The 16280-nt window shown below is 56.2% G+C and carries 17 protein-coding genes; 10 read left to right on the top strand and 7 right to left on the bottom strand.

Annotated elements, in window-relative coordinates:
• Nucleotides 1–1053: CpaF family protein (locus ACEW72_RS09710; RefSeq protein WP_373476173.1), on the bottom strand; the 1053-nt coding region annotated here is incomplete at its 3' end.
• Nucleotides 1054–1221: 168 nt separating this feature from the next.
• Between ACEW72_RS09710 and ACEW72_RS09705 the strand changes: the two genes are divergently transcribed.
• Nucleotides 1222–2103 carry a DMT family transporter gene (locus ACEW72_RS09705; protein WP_373476172.1) on the top strand — a complete coding sequence of 294 codons (882 nt, stop codon included), beginning with the start codon at nt 1222–1224 and terminating at the stop codon, nt 2101–2103.
• A gap of 10 nt (nt 2104–2113) precedes the next feature.
• On the top strand, nt 2114–2581 hold the full coding sequence (locus ACEW72_RS09700) for a DUF6265 family protein (protein ID WP_373476171.1): 468 nt from the start codon (nt 2114–2116) through the stop codon (nt 2579–2581).
• Here the strand turns inward: ACEW72_RS09700 and ACEW72_RS09695 are convergent.
• The 6 genes from ACEW72_RS09695 to ACEW72_RS09670 form a co-directional block, all read right to left on the bottom strand.
• Nucleotides 2578–2844: an ATP synthase F1 subunit epsilon gene (locus tag ACEW72_RS09695; RefSeq protein WP_373476178.1), complete on the bottom strand. Its 267-nt coding sequence runs from the start codon at nt 2842–2844 to the stop codon at nt 2578–2580. The two genes, ACEW72_RS09700 and ACEW72_RS09695, sit on opposite strands and share 4 nt — an antisense overlap.
• Nucleotides 2845–3025: 181 nt before the next feature.
• On the bottom strand, nt 3026–4627 hold the full coding sequence (gene atpD, locus ACEW72_RS09690) for a F0F1 ATP synthase subunit beta (RefSeq protein WP_373476170.1): 1602 nt from the start codon (nt 4625–4627) through the stop codon (nt 3026–3028).
• Nucleotides 4628–4654: 27 nt separating this feature from the next.
• The gene (locus ACEW72_RS09685) at nt 4655–5533 is read right to left on the bottom strand and encodes a F0F1 ATP synthase subunit gamma (RefSeq protein WP_373476169.1); all 879 of its coding nucleotides are present in this window, start codon (nt 5531–5533) and stop codon (nt 4655–4657) included.
• A 1-nt stretch (nt 5534) separates the two neighbouring features.
• Nucleotides 5535–5870 carry a hypothetical protein gene (locus ACEW72_RS09680; RefSeq protein ID WP_373476168.1) on the bottom strand — a complete coding sequence of 112 codons (336 nt, stop codon included), beginning with the start codon at nt 5868–5870 and terminating at the stop codon, nt 5535–5537.
• A gap of 35 nt (nt 5871–5905) precedes the next feature.
• Nucleotides 5906–7435, bottom strand: a complete 1530-nt coding sequence (gene atpA, locus ACEW72_RS09675; protein ID WP_373476167.1) for a F0F1 ATP synthase subunit alpha — start codon at nt 7433–7435, stop codon at nt 5906–5908.
• Between the two features lie 9 nt (nt 7436–7444).
• Nucleotides 7445–8011: a F0F1 ATP synthase subunit delta gene (locus tag ACEW72_RS09670; protein WP_373476166.1), complete on the bottom strand. Its 567-nt coding sequence runs from the start codon at nt 8009–8011 to the stop codon at nt 7445–7447.
• 201 nt (nt 8012–8212) lie between these two features.
• Here ACEW72_RS09670 and ACEW72_RS09665 point away from each other — a divergent pair, with 201 nt between their 5' ends.
• The 8 genes from ACEW72_RS09665 (at nt 8213) to ACEW72_RS09630 (ending at nt 16269) form a co-directional block, all read left to right on the top strand.
• On the top strand, nt 8213–8890 hold the full coding sequence (locus ACEW72_RS09665; RefSeq protein ID WP_373476165.1) for a dienelactone hydrolase family protein: 678 nt from the start codon (nt 8213–8215) through the stop codon (nt 8888–8890).
• Between the two features lie 79 nt (nt 8891–8969).
• Nucleotides 8970–9437 (top strand): DUF1203 domain-containing protein, encoded by a 468-nt coding sequence (locus tag ACEW72_RS09660; RefSeq protein WP_373476164.1) that lies wholly within the window; start codon nt 8970–8972, stop codon nt 9435–9437.
• A gap of 54 nt (nt 9438–9491) precedes the next feature.
• Nucleotides 9492–10529, top strand: coding sequence for a bifunctional DNA-binding transcriptional regulator/O6-methylguanine-DNA methyltransferase Ada (gene ada, locus ACEW72_RS09655; protein ID WP_373476163.1), 1038 nt, complete (start codon nt 9492–9494; stop codon nt 10527–10529).
• Nucleotides 10526–11275: an isocitrate lyase/phosphoenolpyruvate mutase family protein gene (locus tag ACEW72_RS09650; RefSeq protein WP_373476162.1), complete on the top strand. Its 750-nt coding sequence runs from the start codon at nt 10526–10528 to the stop codon at nt 11273–11275. Before ada ends, ACEW72_RS09650 begins: the two co-directional genes overlap by 4 nt.
• A 176-nt stretch (nt 11276–11451) precedes the next feature.
• Nucleotides 11452–12096: an XrtA/PEP-CTERM system exopolysaccharide export protein gene (locus ACEW72_RS09645; RefSeq protein ID WP_373476161.1), complete on the top strand. Its 645-nt coding sequence runs from the start codon at nt 11452–11454 to the stop codon at nt 12094–12096.
• Nucleotides 12097–12099: 3 nt separating this feature from the next.
• A complete protein-coding gene (locus tag ACEW72_RS09640; RefSeq protein WP_373476160.1) occupies nt 12100–13599 on the top strand; it encodes an XrtA system polysaccharide chain length determinant in 1500 nt (499 codons plus the stop codon).
• A 13-nt stretch (nt 13600–13612) separates the two neighbouring features.
• Complete coding sequence (locus tag ACEW72_RS09635) at nt 13613–14560, top strand: AAA family ATPase (RefSeq protein ID WP_373476159.1); 948 nt, start codon at nt 13613–13615, stop codon at nt 14558–14560.
• A complete protein-coding gene (locus ACEW72_RS09630) occupies nt 14560–16269 on the top strand; it encodes a hypothetical protein (RefSeq protein WP_373476158.1) in 1710 nt (569 codons plus the stop codon). The genes ACEW72_RS09635 and ACEW72_RS09630 overlap by 1 nt, the downstream gene beginning before the upstream one ends.
• Nucleotides 16270–16280 lie beyond the last annotated feature (11 nt).

Below are 16280 nucleotides of genomic sequence, written 5' to 3'. Positions count from 1 at the left end.
GCCTTCGAGGTTTGGTGGGCGGGTTTCGAGCGGAAGCCAGTGGGGCTGTTGCAAGCGCAATTCGGCCGCGTCTTCGATCGTCAAAACGCGCTCGCCAGGGTCGATCATTTTCGACAGGGCGTTGAGCATGGTGGTTTTACCGGAACCCGTACCGCCCGAGATAACGATGTTCATGCGCGAAGCGCCGGCGATTTTAAGTGCCGTTGCCATCGGTTCGGACATGGAACCAAAGCCTTTGAGCATGTCGATGGTAATCGGCTTTTCGGAAAACTTACGAATCGAGATTGCCGTTCCGCGAAGCGACAGTGGCGGTACAATGACGTTAACGCGCGACCCGTCTTTCAAACGGGCATCGGCAAGCGGAGTTGTCTGGTCGACGCGGCGACCCACCTGGTTCACGATGCGCTGGGCGATCTGGAAAAGATGCTCCTCATCGCGAAACTGGATGGGCGCAATGGTCAGCTTGCCCTTCTTTTCAATGTAAGTCTGGTTGGGACCGTTGACCATGATGTCGGTGATATCCGGATCGCCGAGTAATTCTTCGAGCGGACCAAAACCGAGAAGTTCGTCGACCAGTACCTTTTCAAGCGCAAATTGCTCGCGGCGGTTGAGGGTCAGTTTGAGCTCGGCCAAAACCTCAAGGATGATGGGACGGAACTCTTCGGTAAGCTCTTCTTTGTTCAGTGAGGCAGCGGCTTCGGGATCGACCCGTTCCAAAAGGCGCGGGAGAACCTGCTCCTTGATCTTGTGGACTGACGCTTCAAAGCCTTGAGGTCCCTCATCAACAGCCGCCACCGAACTTGCGCGTTCGGACAGGCGTGACATGGCGTCTTGCATAGGGGTCTGAGGTGTCGGCGCGACACCGGGTAGTTCAACCGAATGCAATGGAGGAAACTGCTCGCCGCCTTCGGGCTGTTGCGGTTCAGGTTGCGGAGAGGGGGGCGATTGCGGCGTATGATTGGACGGCGAAGAGCCGCCACCTGTCATGGGCCGCGCAACGCCAAATGATGGGCGTCCCGGTGTTAGGCCTGGTTTCTTGCCAAATGCACTCACAGCTTTTCCGCTCCGATTTATTCCAGTTGCAACGTAAATGGTTGCTACCTGCAAATGGTGAATAAAACGGTAATGCTATCAATCAGCCATGTCGTTGCCGCCCGTTTCATTGTCCTTTCCATAGCCTCGACGGCGCATTAAGGCGGCTGCGGATTTAGGGAATTTTCCGTGCACACTCACTCGGCCCGCTCGGGCCTTTTATTCGCATTATGTGGCTTTGCCTTGCTATCGTGCGGTGACGCCGTGATCAAATCGATTGCCGGGGCATGGCCCGGAACTGCCGTCGCCGCACTGCGCTATTCGGTCGGCGCGACGGGGCTTGGGGTATTCCTGTTGGTGAAGGAAGGAAAGCGCGGCTTCGCTTTGCCGAACCCGCCAATTCAATTGATGCGCGGCGCAGCAGTCGCCGCCGCAACTATCCTGTTTTTCTCGTCGATTTTCCTCATGCCCTTGGCCGAAGCGACGGCCATCGGCTTTACCACCCCTATGATCACGGCTTTGCTCAGCGCGCTGTTCCTGAAAGAACGTACCAGCAAGGCGACATGGATTGCTTCGCTTGCCGCCTTTGCCGGGGTGCTCATCATCTTGCGGCCCAATGTGGCGGCGTTGGGTTGGGTTGCCCTGATGCCGCTTGCTGCTGCGGTGTGCATGTCGCTGATGATGATGGGAAACCGCGCGGTTGCGGGGCAAGGGTCGCCCTTGTTGATGCAATTCCTTGTGGCGTCCATCGCCGTTCCCTTTGTTGTTAGCGCTGCCGTGATCGGCCATTTTTCAGGCTTTGCTCCGCTTCATGTCGGCGTGCCTGACTGGACGATTGTGGCGCGGGCTTGCATCGTTGCTGTATCAGCCAGCTTTGCACATTGGCTGATATATATGGGCACGACGCGTGTCTCAGCCGCCGAAATCGCGCCGATGACCTATGTGCAGTTGTTGATCGCAATGGCGCTCGGAATCGTGATTTTCGGCGATTGGCCGGACCTGACGTCCCTGTTGGGATCGGCTATCATCATTGGCGCGGGACTGTTTTTGTGGCATCAAAAGCCCGCTTGAGGGGGGAGCCATGATGCGACATTTAGCAATATTAACGGCGCTTATGTTAGCGCTAGCGCCATTAGAAAATGCCTGTGCGACGGACGAACAGGCCATGCCAAACTGGCTCACGGGCGTTTGGGTAAATAGTGAAGGAGATAATTGGGGCGAAGAATTTTGGACTTCAGCGCGGGCTGGGATCATGTTCGGCGCAAACCGTTCGGGCAAAGGCGAGACCCTTCAATTTTGGGAACATATGCGCATTGTGCGTGAAGAAGACGGCCAGCTGGTCTTCTGGGCTATTTCAGGTGACCAAAAGCCGGTAAGGTTTGCAGCTACGAAAGTGTCAGCTGATTCAATAACTTTCGAAAATCCGAAGCATGATTACCCGCAAAGAATAACCTACTGGCGCGACGGAAAGATATTGAGGGCTTTAATCTCGCTTGCCGACCGAAGCCAGCCAAGAGGCTTTGCCTTTGAATTAAAGCTTGATAATTAAACGGCCTCAACCACGCGTTCGGCGAGGACAGTCAGGCCGTTTTCATTCACTTCGGCAAAACCGCCGGCGATAGACAGTCTTTCCGGTGTCGCACCCTGCGTTGCATAGATGTCGAGCGTCGCATCGCTGCGCAACGTGCTCATGATCGGGCTGTGGCCTTCGAGAACGCCGAAGTCGCCCTCGGTGCCGGGGACGACGACCATATAGACGTCGTCCGAGCGGTAGAGCTTTTCAGGGGTTACGAGTTCGAAGTGTAGTGGCATCTGCATTTCCCAACATTTCCCTCTCCTTTGGGAGAGGGTTGTGAAGACTTGGCAGCTTGCTGCCTAGTCGTAGCTGGGTGAGGGGATGTTCCCTACCGACAGGGCGGGACCCCTCATCCAACTTCGCCTAAGCTGCTATGCAGCAAAGGCTTCGTATCCTTCTCCCAACGGGAGAAGGGATTTAAGCCGCCTCCGCCGCCAGCTTGGCGGCCTTGGCAACCGCTTCTTCGATGCCGCCGACCATGTAGAAGGCTGCTTCGGGAAGGTGGTCATATTCGCCGTCGACGACTGCTTTGAACGATTTCACGGTGTCTTCGACCTGCACGAACTTGCCGGAGATGCCGGTGAAGACTTCGGCGACGTGGAACGGCTGCGACAGGAAGCGCTGGATCTTACGGGCGCGGGTCACGGTCAGTTTGTCGTCTTCCGACAGTTCGTCCATGCCCAAAATCGCGATGATGTCCTGCAGCGACTTGTACTTCTGCAGCGTTTCCTGAACGCGGCGGGCAGTGTCGTAATGCTCCTGACCAACGACGGCAGGGGTCAGAACGCGGCTGACCGAGTCGAGCGGGACAACGGCGGGGTAGATGCCGAGTTCTGAGATTGCGCGGTTCAGCGTGGTCGTCGCATCCAAGTGGGCGAACGACGTAGCTGGTGCAGGGTCGGTCAAGTCATCTGCGGGAACGTAAATGGCCTGAACCGAAGTAATCGAACCCTTGGTGGTCGAGGTGATGCGTTCCTGCAACTGCCCCATGTCGGTCGCCAGTGTTGGCTGATAACCCACAGCCGATGGAATGCGGCCAAGAAGTGCGGATACTTCTGAACCGGCTTGCGTGAAGCGAAAGATGTTGTCGACGAAGAACAGAACGTCCTGGCCTTCTTCATCGCGGAAATATTCCGCCATGGTCAGACCTGACAGGGCTACGCGAGCGCGCGCACCGGGAGGCTCGTTCATCTGGCCGAACACCAGCGCAACCTTCGAACCTTCAGGGGTCGGGTTGCCATCGGCGTCCTTGGCGATAACGCCAGCGTCGAGGAATTCATGGTAAAGGTCGTTCCCTTCGCGGGTGCGTTCACCCACGCCAGCAAACACCGAAACGCCGCCATGGCCCTTCGCGATGTTGTTGATCAGTTCCTGAATGAGAACCGTCTTGCCAACGCCGGCACCGCCGAACAGGCCGATCTTGCCGCCCTTTGCATAAGGTGCGAGCAAGTCGATGACCTTGATGCCGGTGACGAGAATTTCTGCCTCGGTCGACTGGTCGGTGAACAGAGGTGCTTCGGCATGGATCGGGTTGGACTTCGCCGCGCCAACAGGGCCACGCTCGTCAATTGGCTCGCCGATAACGTTCATGATGCGGCCAAGCGTCATTGGGCCAACAGGCACCGAAATCTGCGCGCCGGTGTCACGGACTGGCTGACCGCGGGTTAGGCCCTCGGTCGCGTCCATCGCGATGGTGCGAACGGTGTTCTCGCCAAGATGCTGTGCTACTTCGAGGACGAGGCGGTTGCCGTTATTGTCGGTTTCAAGCGCCGAGAGAATGGCGGGAAGCGTGCCGGTGAAGCTGACGTCGACAACGGCGCCGATGACCTGCGAAATGCGGCCGGTTGCGCCAGCGACATTGACTGCGGTCTGGCCGGAACCCGCCTTGGGAGCAGGGGCCTTGCTTGCGGGCGCTTTCGCCTTAGGGGCAGCGGCGGCTTTAGTCGCAGGAGCCTTTACAGCGGCGGCCTTGGGTGCAGCTGCTTTTGGAGCGGCGGTTTTCTTCGGGGCGGTTGCCATTTGCTTCTTCCTTGCCTTGGGATGTCGTTAGAGCGCTTCTGCGCCCGCGATGATTTCAATGAGTTCGGTGGTAATCGCTGCCTGACGGGACCGGTTATACTGGATTGTCAGCTTGTTGATCATGTCGCCTGCGTTGCGGGTTGCATTGTCCATTGCGGTCATTTTCGAGCCCTGCTCCGACGCCGCATTTTCGCGGTTGGCGCGCAGCAGCTGGACCGAGACGTTGCGCGGCAACAGGTCTGCGAGGATTTCTTCCTCGTCGGGTTCATATTCGACCGAAGCGGATACAGCGACCGATGCCCCATCGCCCGCAACCGCAACCGGCATCAACTGAATGGCAGTTGGCTCTTGAGTCAGAACAGTAACGAATTTCGAAAACAGCAGGTGCGCGACATCGAATTCGCCGGCCTCGAACCGCGCGGTCAGGTCTTCGCCCCAGGATTGCACATCGGCAAATGTCAGCTTGCCGAGATCGCCGGGTTCGATGCTGTGGATGATGTCGCTACGGAAAGTGCGTGCAAGCTGGTCCTTGCCCTTCTTGCCGATGGTGTAGAACTTGACAGTCTTACCCGCAGCACGAAGTTCTTCGGCCTTTTTGCGTGCCAGACGGACGATGTTGGTGTTGAATGCACCCGCCAGACCCTTGTCCGAAGTTGCGACCACGAGCAAATGCACATCGTTCTTGCCGGTGCCCGCCAGCAGCTTCGGAGATTGCGGGCCAACGGTGACCTTCGAGGCAATGCTCGACACCACGGCTTCAAGCCGTTCGGCATAAGGCCGTGCAGCCTGCGCCGCTTCGGTCGCCCGACGCAGCTTGGCAGCGGCGACCATTTTCATCGCCTTGGTGATCTTTTGGGTCGATTTGACCGAGTTGATCCGCATTTTTAGGGCTTTGAGGCTTGCCATATTATTTCGCCGAAGCTCCTGAACGCACCGCGTTCCAGTTGAAAAGGAAATTCCGCTGTTCAGCCCAGGTCTGACCCTGAACGCTGTCGCCGTTGAGGCAAGCGGAAGTGTGATAAGGCCCGACGCCGTCGGTTGTCCGGAAGCTTACGCAGGTACGACCGCGATCGGTTTTCCAACGACCCGCTTCGATTGTGCTTTCGTAAAACGAGCCAGTAACGGTGCCATCCGCGTTAAGCGCCAATATCATAGGTTTGGTATATGGCTCAGCCGGATTGCCGCTCAAGTCGACGGTCCATGCACCGTCAAGTGGCGTTTCCGCCACTGCGGGTGCTGACACCGCCAAAACCATCAAGGCAAACGCACGGACCATGTTTACGCGAAATTCTTCGTAAACTTGTCGAGTGCTGCCATCAGCGCCTTCTTGCTGTCGTCGCTGAAGTCCCTGCTGTCGCGGATGGTCTTTAGGATGTCGGCGTGATTTGCGCGGAGGTCAGCGAGCATCGCTTCTTCGTAGCGTGTGACATCGACGACAGGGATGCCGTCGAGATAGCCATTGGTGCCAGCGAAGATCGATGCGGTCTGCTCTTCGAAAGGAAGCGGCGAGAACTGCTTCTGCTTCAAAAGCTCGGTCAAACGCGCACCACGGTTCAGCAGCTTTTGCGTCGAGGCATCAAGATCGGAACCGAACTGCGCGAACGCAGCCATTTCACGGTATTGCGCGAGTTCGAGCTTAATTGAGCCCGACACTTTCTTCATCGCCTTGGTCTGGGCGGCCGAGCCAACGCGCGACACCGACAGACCGACGTTAATCGCAGGGCGGATGCCTTGGAAGAACAGGTCGGTTTCAAGGAAAATCTGACCGTCGGTAATCGAAATCACGTTGGTTGGAATGTAAGCCGACACGTCGCCAGCCTGCGTTTCAATGATCGGCAATGCGGTAAGCGAACCGCCGCCGTTGGCGTCGGACATCTTCGCGGCGCGCTCAAGCAAGCGGCTGTGGAGATAGAAAACGTCGCCGGGATAGGCTTCACGGCCCGGAGGACGACGCAGCAGAAGCGACATCTGGCGATAGGCCACAGCCTGCTTCGAAAGGTCGTCATAAACGATGACGGCGTGCATGCCATTGTCGCGGAAGAACTCGCCCATCGCAACGCCGGTATAAGGTGCAAGATATTGCAGTGGTGCAGGCTCGGATGCGGTTGCGGCAACGACGATGGTATATTCCATCGCGCCTTGCTCTTCGAGAGCGCGGACGATTTGCGCAACGGTCGAACGCTTCTGGCCGACGGCGACGTAGATGCAGTACAGCTTCTTCGATTCGTCGGTGCCCTTGTTGACTTCCTTCTGGTTGATGAAGGTGTCTATGGCGACGGCAGTTTTGCCGGTCTGACGGTCACCAATGATCAGTTCGCGCTGGCCACGGCCCACAGGTACGAGAGCATCGAGGGCCTTTAGGCCGGTCTGAACCGGTTCCGAAACCGACTGGCGCGGGATGATGCCGGGGGCCTTGACTTCAACGCGGCTGCGCTGAGTGGTCTTCAATGGGCCCTTGCCGTCGATAGGGTTGCCGAGGCCGTCGACAACGCGACCAAGCAGTTCCTTGCCGACGGGAACGTCCACAATCGTGCCGGTCCGCTTGACGACATCGCCTTCGCGAATTTCGCTGTCTGTGCCGAAAATCACGACACCGACATTGTCCGCTTCAAGGTTCAGCGCCATGCCCTGAATCCCGTTCGCGAATTCGACCATTTCACCGGCCTGTACATTGTCGAGGCCATGGATACGGGCGATACCGTCACCCACCGACAGCACACTGCCTACTTCCGAAACCTTAGCTTCGGTGCCGAAATTGGCGATCTGGTCCTTGATGACCTTTGAGATTTCTGCGGCACGGATATCCATGATCTGTACTTAGCCTTTCATCGCAGCTGCGAGGGTGTTGAGACGGTTTTTGATACTATTGTCGATCATCTGGCTGCCGATACGGACAGTCAGGCCACCCAAAAGGGAGGGATCGACCTTGGTTTGAATGGCAACGTCGCTGCCGACGCGGGCCTTTAGCTTTGCCGACAACGCTTTTGTTTGCGCAGCGCTGAGTGCATGGGCAGAGGTTACTTCGGCGGTTACTTCGCCGCGGTGGGCGGCGGCCAGCGCTGTGTAGGCGCGCGCAACGGCAACGGTTTCACCAAGTCGGCGGTTGTCGGCCAGCACACCGAGCGTCTTTGTCGAAAGCGGATCCAGCTTCATGGCTTTCGCCACGGCGGCAATTGCCTTTTTGGCGTCGCTACGGGTCAATACGGGGTTCGTCGTCAAAGCCTTTAGATCAGCCGATTCGCCAACAGCTTTTGCAACGGCGGCCATGCTGTGTTCAACGGTATCAATCGCCTTGGAATCGCGCGCCAGTTCAAACAACGCAGTCGCGTAACGCCCAGCTAAACTGGCCTGAATATTAGCAGATGTGCCGCCGGAATTATCCACGCGTGACAGTCCTCGAATGTGAGACTGAAGAAATGTGCTGACCGGGCCGAAAGGTCACCCTTTCACTGAGGTCGACGCGCGCCTAGCAGGGCTTTTGCTGCGATGCAAGATGGGGATTGGCGGATATTTAGACATACTGGCCAATCAATACTATATTTGTCATTCCCGCAAAGGCGGGAATGACAATGCGGAGATGGTGAAATGGGTTCAATGATTAAAATGACAATGACCGATGGCGCCGAATTGGCTGTCTATCATGCCGAACCGCAAGGCGAGCGCCGTGGCGGTCTGGTGCTTATCCAGGAAATCTTCGGTGTCACCGACCATATCCGCGAATTATGCGATGAATATGCGGCCGACGGATATGAAGTGTTATCGCCATCGATATTCGACCGTGAACATCCCGGCTTCGAAGCGGAATACACCGGACCGGATTATGAGCGAGCCGTCCAATTGGCGCGTGAACTGCATCCCTTTATACAAAGCCTCGACGACGCGCAGGTCTGCATCAATGCATTGAAAGACAAAGGACCGGTCTTCATCACCGGCTATTGCTATGGCGGCTCTGTCGCCTGGGCGATGGCGGGCATCAACGACGATCTGGCCGCCGCTTCCTGTTATTATGGCAGCCTCATCCCCACGCTGTACGCCGACAAGGCACCCAAATGCGCAACCATCGCCCATTTCGGCCGCTTTGATCAGGGCATTCCGATGGAGGGTGTCGAGGCGCTGATTGCCAAAGACCATCCGACCGCCCAGATTTTTGTTTATGACGCCAATCATGGCTTCAACTCCGACCGGCGTAAGGATTATCATGAACCCAGCGCAGATCTAGCCCGCGAACGGACGGTGGCCCTATTTAAGGCGTGCGGCGGCTAATTTGCTTTGAAAGCAAGTTTCGGGAAGCCGTCGATGCGTGCGGCATATATTCGGGGTCCATCCAACAAGGAGCCGGAATATGAGTTATCGAATAACAGGACTGGACCGCGAGCCATTCGCGGAGTTGTTTGACATGAATGACGCAGCGTTAGCCGAAAGAGGCGCGTTGCGGGTGACGGCGGCTGCCGACAAGGGCTGGCCCTGCCGGATCAGTCTCGAGGATGCCAAGGCAGGCGAGGAGTTGATCCTGCTCAACTATGTCAGCCATGATGTGGCAACACCTTATAGATCGGCTTATGCCATTTATGTGCGCGAAAGCGCCGGGGCACCGGCGGAATATGTCGATATGATCCCGCCCGTATTCGAAGGCCGCCCGATCGCGCTCCGGGCGTTCGATACAGATGGTATGCTCCGAAATGCCGCTCTCGCTTTGCCCGGGCAGGCGGACTACAAGATCCATGAGCTGTTCGCCCAAGAAGAAATCGCTTATATTCACGCGCACAATGCAGCGCATGGCTGCTTTTCCGCGCGGATCGAGAGGGTTTGAAGATGGATCAATTCCTAACCGCAGATCTTGGCGCGATGAAGGCGCAAATGGAAAATGGCTGAGAAAAGCGCCATTGATCCAGATTTTGCATGGAACACATTCCTTACGCGTGATCGCGCTTATGACGGGCAGTTTGTCGGTGCTGTCAAAACGACCAAGATTTATTGCAAGCCAAGCTGTCCGGTGCGGCATCCAAAACGCGAAAATATTTGCTTTTATGCAACGGCGGGCGAGGCAAAGGCGGCTGGGTATCGTGCCTGTTTACGCTGCCGCCCGGATGACATTGCGCGTGATGAAGTCGCCGTGGTTAGCGCTCTGAAATTGCTTGCGGCCGAAGAGCCATTAGGACTGGCGGCTTTGGCTGCGGCTGTCGGCTATGCGCCGCATCACTTCCACCGGCTCTTCAAGCGCGCAACGGGCGTCACGCCCGCCGAATATGCACGCGGGCTTCGGGCTGGGCGAGCGGAAGAAGCGCTTGCCGCAAATGACCGGGTGACCGATGCGATTTATGATGCCGGATATTCGGGGCCAAGCCGGTTTTATGCAGCGACAAAAGGACGATTGGGAATGACGCCAAGTGCATGGAAAAATGGCGGGGCAGGAGCAGTTATCCGATGGGCCGTCGTCGACACATCGCTTGGCAATATGCTGGTCGCAGCGACTGACAAAGGTATTTGCCGTCTCTCTTTTGACGAGGACGAAACAGAGCTCCACAAACGCTTTCCGGCTGCTAAAATCGAACAAGGCGGCGACGCTTTAGCGGAACTGGTAAATGGCGCTGTAGCCGCGGTCGAAAATCCTGCAAATATGCCGGAACTGCCACTTGATATCGCGGGTACCGTTTTTCAGCAGGCCGTGTGGAAGGAATTGCAACGTATTCCACCAGGCGAAACCCGGACTTATGCCGAAATCGCCGCAGCCGTAGGCAAGCCAAAGGCGGTGCGTGCGGCGGGTAGTGCAAATGGCGCCAATAATGTTGCGGTGCTCATTCCGTGTCATCGCGTGATCCGTACCGATGGCACTTTGGGTGGCTATGCTTATGGTTTGGAACGGAAAGAGAAATTGCTTCGGGCAGAGAGGAATGCAGGATGACGGACACAGTAAAAATTTTTGGTGATCTTCATGTCGCGGGCAATCCCTTGATATTGTACAATATCTGGGATGCGGGCAGTGCCAAGGCCGTTGCTGACGCCGGTGCCCAAGCAATCGCCACGGGCAGTTGGGGTGTCGCCTGTGCCCATGGATATAAGGATGGTGAGACTTTTCCTGTCGATTTGGTTTTCGCTAATCTCGCGCAGATTCTGAATGTTACTGATTTGCCCGTTACGCTCGATTTTGAAGCCGGATATGGCGCAGATGCAGCGCAAGTAGGGCAAATGGTGGAAAAAGCCGCAAGGGCTGGCGCCGCCGGAATCAACATAGAAGATAAAGATCCTGTGACACGGGAGCTTTTTGATACCGATGCAGCCAGCGCTAGAATCAAGGCTGCAGCGGCTTCGGGCATTTGGATCAATGCCCGAACGGATTTGTTCATCGTCACCCCCAAAGAGCATCACGATCTGGCATTGGTTGAAAAAGTGCTGGAACGGGCGAAATCCTATGCAGATTCAGGAGCGAATAGCCTCTTTGTGCCTTTCATCGCCGATGCATCCTTAATCGGCCATTTGTGCACAAAATCGCCTTTGCCGGTGAACATTTTGGTGGGGGAAGGTATTCCTGATATCAAGACGCTGGCCGGTCTGGGCGTGGCGCGGATCAGCCATGGTCATGGACCCTGGGCAAGGGCCATGCAGGATCTGTCGGTCGCAGCCAAATCGGCGATGGCTGCGCTAGATTGAGGTTAAGATGCGGGACATCTTTCACAGCTTACCGCTGATTTTACATGTAGAAACTGGTTAATCCTAACGGTCTGTTCACCCTTTTCGTCCATAGCAAAGTTCAATCTGTGGCAGTTGTAAGTCCGCCAATAGGGGCGTGACCGTTTGATTTGTCGCAGGGTCAGAGGGACTGGGCGATGAATAACGCGTTGAAAAACATCATGGTCATGATGCTCGGCCTAATGGCTGCGGCGCTGTCAGGATGTAGTTCGGTGGCGGCTGGCCCTGAATTGCCGCAGGCACCAACGGTCTCGGTTCGCGAAGGTCCGGGTGAGGACTATTTGATTGGTCCGCTCGACCAGTTAACCGTCTTTGTGTGGCGGAACCCTGAATTGGGCGCAAAAGTACAGGTCCGTCCTGATGGCCGCATAACAACGCCGCTGATTACCGATATGCCCGCAGTCGGCAAAACGCCGACAATGCTGGCACAGGATATAAAGCTTCAACTCTCGCAATATATCAACGACCCGATTGTTTCGGTCATCGTCAACGAATTTGCCGGAACGACGTCGCAACAGGTCCGCATTGTCGGCGCCACCGAAAAGCCTGCGTCCATTCCATATCGAGCCAATATGACCGTGCTCGACGCAATGATAGCAGTCGGCGGCCTGTCTGAATATGCCGCTGGCAACAAGGCACGCCTGATCCGTCATAACAAAGGTACCGGTGCCCAAAAAGAATATTTGTTGCGCCTTGGTGACTTGTTGAAGCGGGGTGACAGTAAGGCAAATGTGCTGCTCGAGCCCGGCGACGTCATCATCATTCCAGAAAGCATGTTCTAAGCAATGAACTCGCTTTACGACGAAATCCGGATCGCCGTTCATAGCGTGTGGAACCGCCGCTGGCTTGCTTTGGCCGTGGCGTGGGGCGTGTGCCTTGTTGGCTGGCTAGCCGTCGCGATGATTCCCAATTCATACGAATCCAAGGCGCAAATTCAGGTCCGCACCCAATCCATATTGTCCGATCAAGTGGGGATTACGCAGCAAGACCAACGCCGGAATATCCAACAGCTCGAACAAACGCTGACGTCGTCGGATAATCTGGCCAAAGTTGTTCGTGGAACAGAGCTAGGTGCGTCCATAGCCACGGATCAGGAACTGGCCGGAAAAGTCGAGGGACTTCGGGCAAAGATCGAAGTCAAGGCAGAGCAAGATGATTTCTTTGCCATCAGCGCGAAATTGCCGAGCGGCAAATTGGCCCGCGACGTGGTGCAAAAGCTGATCGATGTTGCTGAAGAAGACAATATTGCCGGAGATCGAAAGACAACGAGCCAGACATTACGCTTTTTGGATACGCAGATCGCGGGACGTCAAAAAGAACTCGCAGCGGCTGAAGCCAAGCGCGTTACGTATGAAACTGAAAATCTTGGTTTGTTGCCCGGTGTCGGTTCGGTTTCGCAGCGGATAGAGGCTTCGCGCGTCGAATTGAACCAGATAGATTCACAGCTTATCCAGGCTCGAAGTGCTCTTGCGGCGCTAAACGGCCAGTTGGCCGGTACGCCCGCAACGTTAAATACGCCGTCTATTGGAGGTGGTTCTCCAACTGCCCTGGGGCAGGCGCAGGGTGAATTGGCGGCGATGCGCGCACGCGGATTTACCGATAGCCACCCAGATGTTGTTGCAATCCGAAACCAGATCGCGAATTTGCGGACACAAGGTGGCGGTGCGACAGGTAGTGGCTACAGGACACCGAACCCCGCTTACAGTTCGCTTCAATCGATGCGCGCGGAGCGCGAAGCCGCGGTATCCGCATTGCAAGCCCGCAAAAGCGCGCTGCAATCCGATATGGCGCAGCTTGCGTCAAAGCAAACGGCCGAACCCGGTGTGGCCGCGGAATATCAGCGGATCAACCGCGACTATGAAGTCTTGAAGGTGCAATATGACAAGCTGGTCACCGAACGTGACCAGATCAGATTGCGTGGTCAGGTCGAATCGCAAACCGACGCGGTGCAATTTCGGGTGGTAAAAGAACCATCACTGTCAAATGTGCCTGCCGCTCCAAACCGGCCGCTTTTGTTAGCCGCGGTGTTGATAGCGGGCATTGGTGCCGGCGTTGGTGCGGCATTTGCACTCGGCCATTTGCAGACAAGTTTCCCGACGGCAGCCAAATTGGAACGGGCCAGCGGATTGCCGGTTATCGGATCGATCTCGCAGATGCTCAACGCCGAAGAACGCCAACAGCGCAAACAAAAAATGAAGCTTTTTTATGGCGCTTCGGGTGGCCTCGTATGCGTGTTTGCGTTGCTGCTGGTGGCTGAATTTGTCCAACGCGGACTGACGGCTTGAAAGGGCGGAAGATATGAACAAACATAGCTCTATCAAAACCGCAGGTTCGCTTCTGGAGCGTGCATCGGAACTTTATGATTTTGGCGCTGCATTGCGTGGCGGAGCAGGAATTCCCATTGCTGCAGCGCACGCTCCCGACAAAGCGCCGGAAAAAGCAAATGTCGTTCAGCCTGAGGCGGTCGCCATACCTGTGCGCCCGCCGATGCCGTCCGCTCCTGTGGGGCGCCATCGGGTGACGATCAATCGCGAGCGACTGTCCGCGCAGAACTTCATCGTGCCGGATGGTCCGGTTACCGGACTTTCGGAGGAGTTCCGGATTGTGAAGCGCCAGCTTCTATTGGCGGCACGCGGCGGTAAAGGGATTGACGCATTGCCGCACGGCGAACGCATCCTTGTTTGTTCGGCAAACCCGAATGAGGGCAAGACATTTTGCGCCATCAATCTGGCGATTTCGATGGCGAGCGAAAAGGATAATCGCGTTCTTTTGGTCGATGCAGACTTCGCGAAACCGAGCGTGCTGTCTACATTGGGAATCGAGAAGCACAGGGGCTTTATGGACGCGTTGGCCGACCCCGCTTGTGATGCGGAGTCACTTGTTCTGCAAACCGATATTGACGGGCTTTCAATTTTGCCGGCCGGAAGCCAGACCAATCAGGATACCGAATATCTTGCGGCGTCCCGGACAGCCGAAATTATCGACCAACTGACCCGGAACGATCCTGCGCGGATTATCATATTTGATTCCCCGCCTGCTTTAGCCGCTTCGCCTGCATCCGTGCTTGCCCTGCATGTCGGGCAAACGTTGATGGTCGTTCATGCCGATGTGACCAATGACAGCGCGCTGCGCGATGCGCTTGGTCTTTTGAGCGGATGCGAACATGTCCAGCTTTTGCTGAACCGCACCAAATTCTCACCAACCGGACGCAAGTTCGGCAATTATTATGGTTATGGAGCTTCGTAATGCACAGCCCACTTGTTAAACTGGGTTTAATTGCCGGTGTGGCGTTATCGCCATATCCTGCGCTGGCCCAGCAAATTGGCTCGGAATTGACGCCTATGGATGATGCACAGGTTAGTGCCGGCACTTCATCAGTCGATACCGCACCAGTGGAGCAATCAGGGCGCAGCAGAAAGCGGGCGGAACCAAGAGTTGAAGTGGTTCCCTATATCGAGGCGCAACAGGTGCTTGTCGCCGACCTTAAAAGTGGTGGGGAAGTTTTGACCTATTCAACCGTCGCTGCGGGCGTTGATGCTTCCGTCGCAACCCGGCGGGCCCAAGGCCAGATCAGCCTGCGATACGAACGCTTGATCGGCTACGACAATGGGGTGGACGATCAGGATACGATTACGGGTCTGGCGCGCGGGTCGCTCGCGTTGACCCGCGAATTGAGCGTTGAGGCAGGCGGCATCGCGGCTCGGACCCGTGTAGATGGCCGTGGTGCAGCGCCCACCAATCTGGTTGGCAATCCCGACAATGTAACGCAAGTCTATTCCGTTTACGGTGGTCCGACGCTTGCAACGCAGGCAGGCGATTTAAGCATCAATGCAGCCTATCGTGCCGGTTATACCAAGGTGGAAAGTGAAGACACGGTTGTCCTGCCATCAGGCCAACAAAGATTTGACCAATTCGATGACAGTATCAGCCAGGTCGCAACAGCTTCGGTAGGAATGCAACCGGGCGTATTACCGGTCGGATGGGCTGTCAGCGCCAGTTGGGAACGCGAAGATGCAGGGCAGCTCGATAACCGGTTTGACGGCAAATATGTCCGCGCCGATGTCACTTTGCCGGTGTCACCAACCCTCGCGGTGGTGGGCGGTGTCGGATATGAGGATATCGAAATTTCGGAACGGGATGCGCTTCGTGATGCTGGCGGAGTTCCGGTAGTGGGAAGCGACGGACGGTTGGTGAAAAATGTCAATTCGCCTCGGCTGATTGCTTACCGACAGGACGGATTGATCTGGGATGTCGGCGTGTTGTGGCGCCCGAGCCCGCGTACTTCGGTAGAGGCACGTTATGGCCGCCGCTATGGTTCCGATACATATCTTGGAAGCCTGAGCTATCGACCTGGCCGGGATTGGGCGGTCAATGTTTCGATATATGATACAATTTCCGGCTTTGGCGGTCTGCTGAATGACAATCTTGCGGCACTTCCGACACAGTTTTTAAGCTCGCGCAATCCGCTTTCTGGCGACCTGAGCGGTTGTGCTTTTGGTCAAACCGGTGGCCTTTGCTTCAATGACGCTTTGGGCAACGCATCGTCCGCAGCATTCCGCCAACGCGGGATCACGGCTTCGGTTAGCGGTAAAGCAGGGCTTTGGGACACGGGCTTTGCTGTGGGTTATAACCGCCGCAAATTCATTGCCTCATCATTGGGTGCACAGGCACAGATTGACGGCGTTACCGATGAAAATTATTACGCAGTTGCCTTTTTGGGCACCGCGGTTGACCGACGGACCCGCTTTGAATCAAATATTTATGCAAGTTATTTTGATTCAGGATTTGCAAGTGCCGGAGATGTTTTGCAAACTGGCGCAAACGCCGGACTATATCGTCAGATAATTCAGGGTCTGTCCGCCAGCGCAGCGGTTGGGCTGGATAGTTTCCGCCAGGAAAATTTCGATAGCGAACTGACCGCGTCGGCGTTGCTTGGTTTAAGGTACAGTTTTTAAGGGGCATCAAA

Source organism: Sphingorhabdus sp. (assembly GCF_041737645.1).
GTDB lineage: Bacteria > Pseudomonadota > Alphaproteobacteria > Sphingomonadales > Sphingomonadaceae > Sphingorhabdus_B.
Note: the sequence above shows the minus strand (reverse complement) of the source record. Positions and strands in the feature narration are given on the sequence as shown.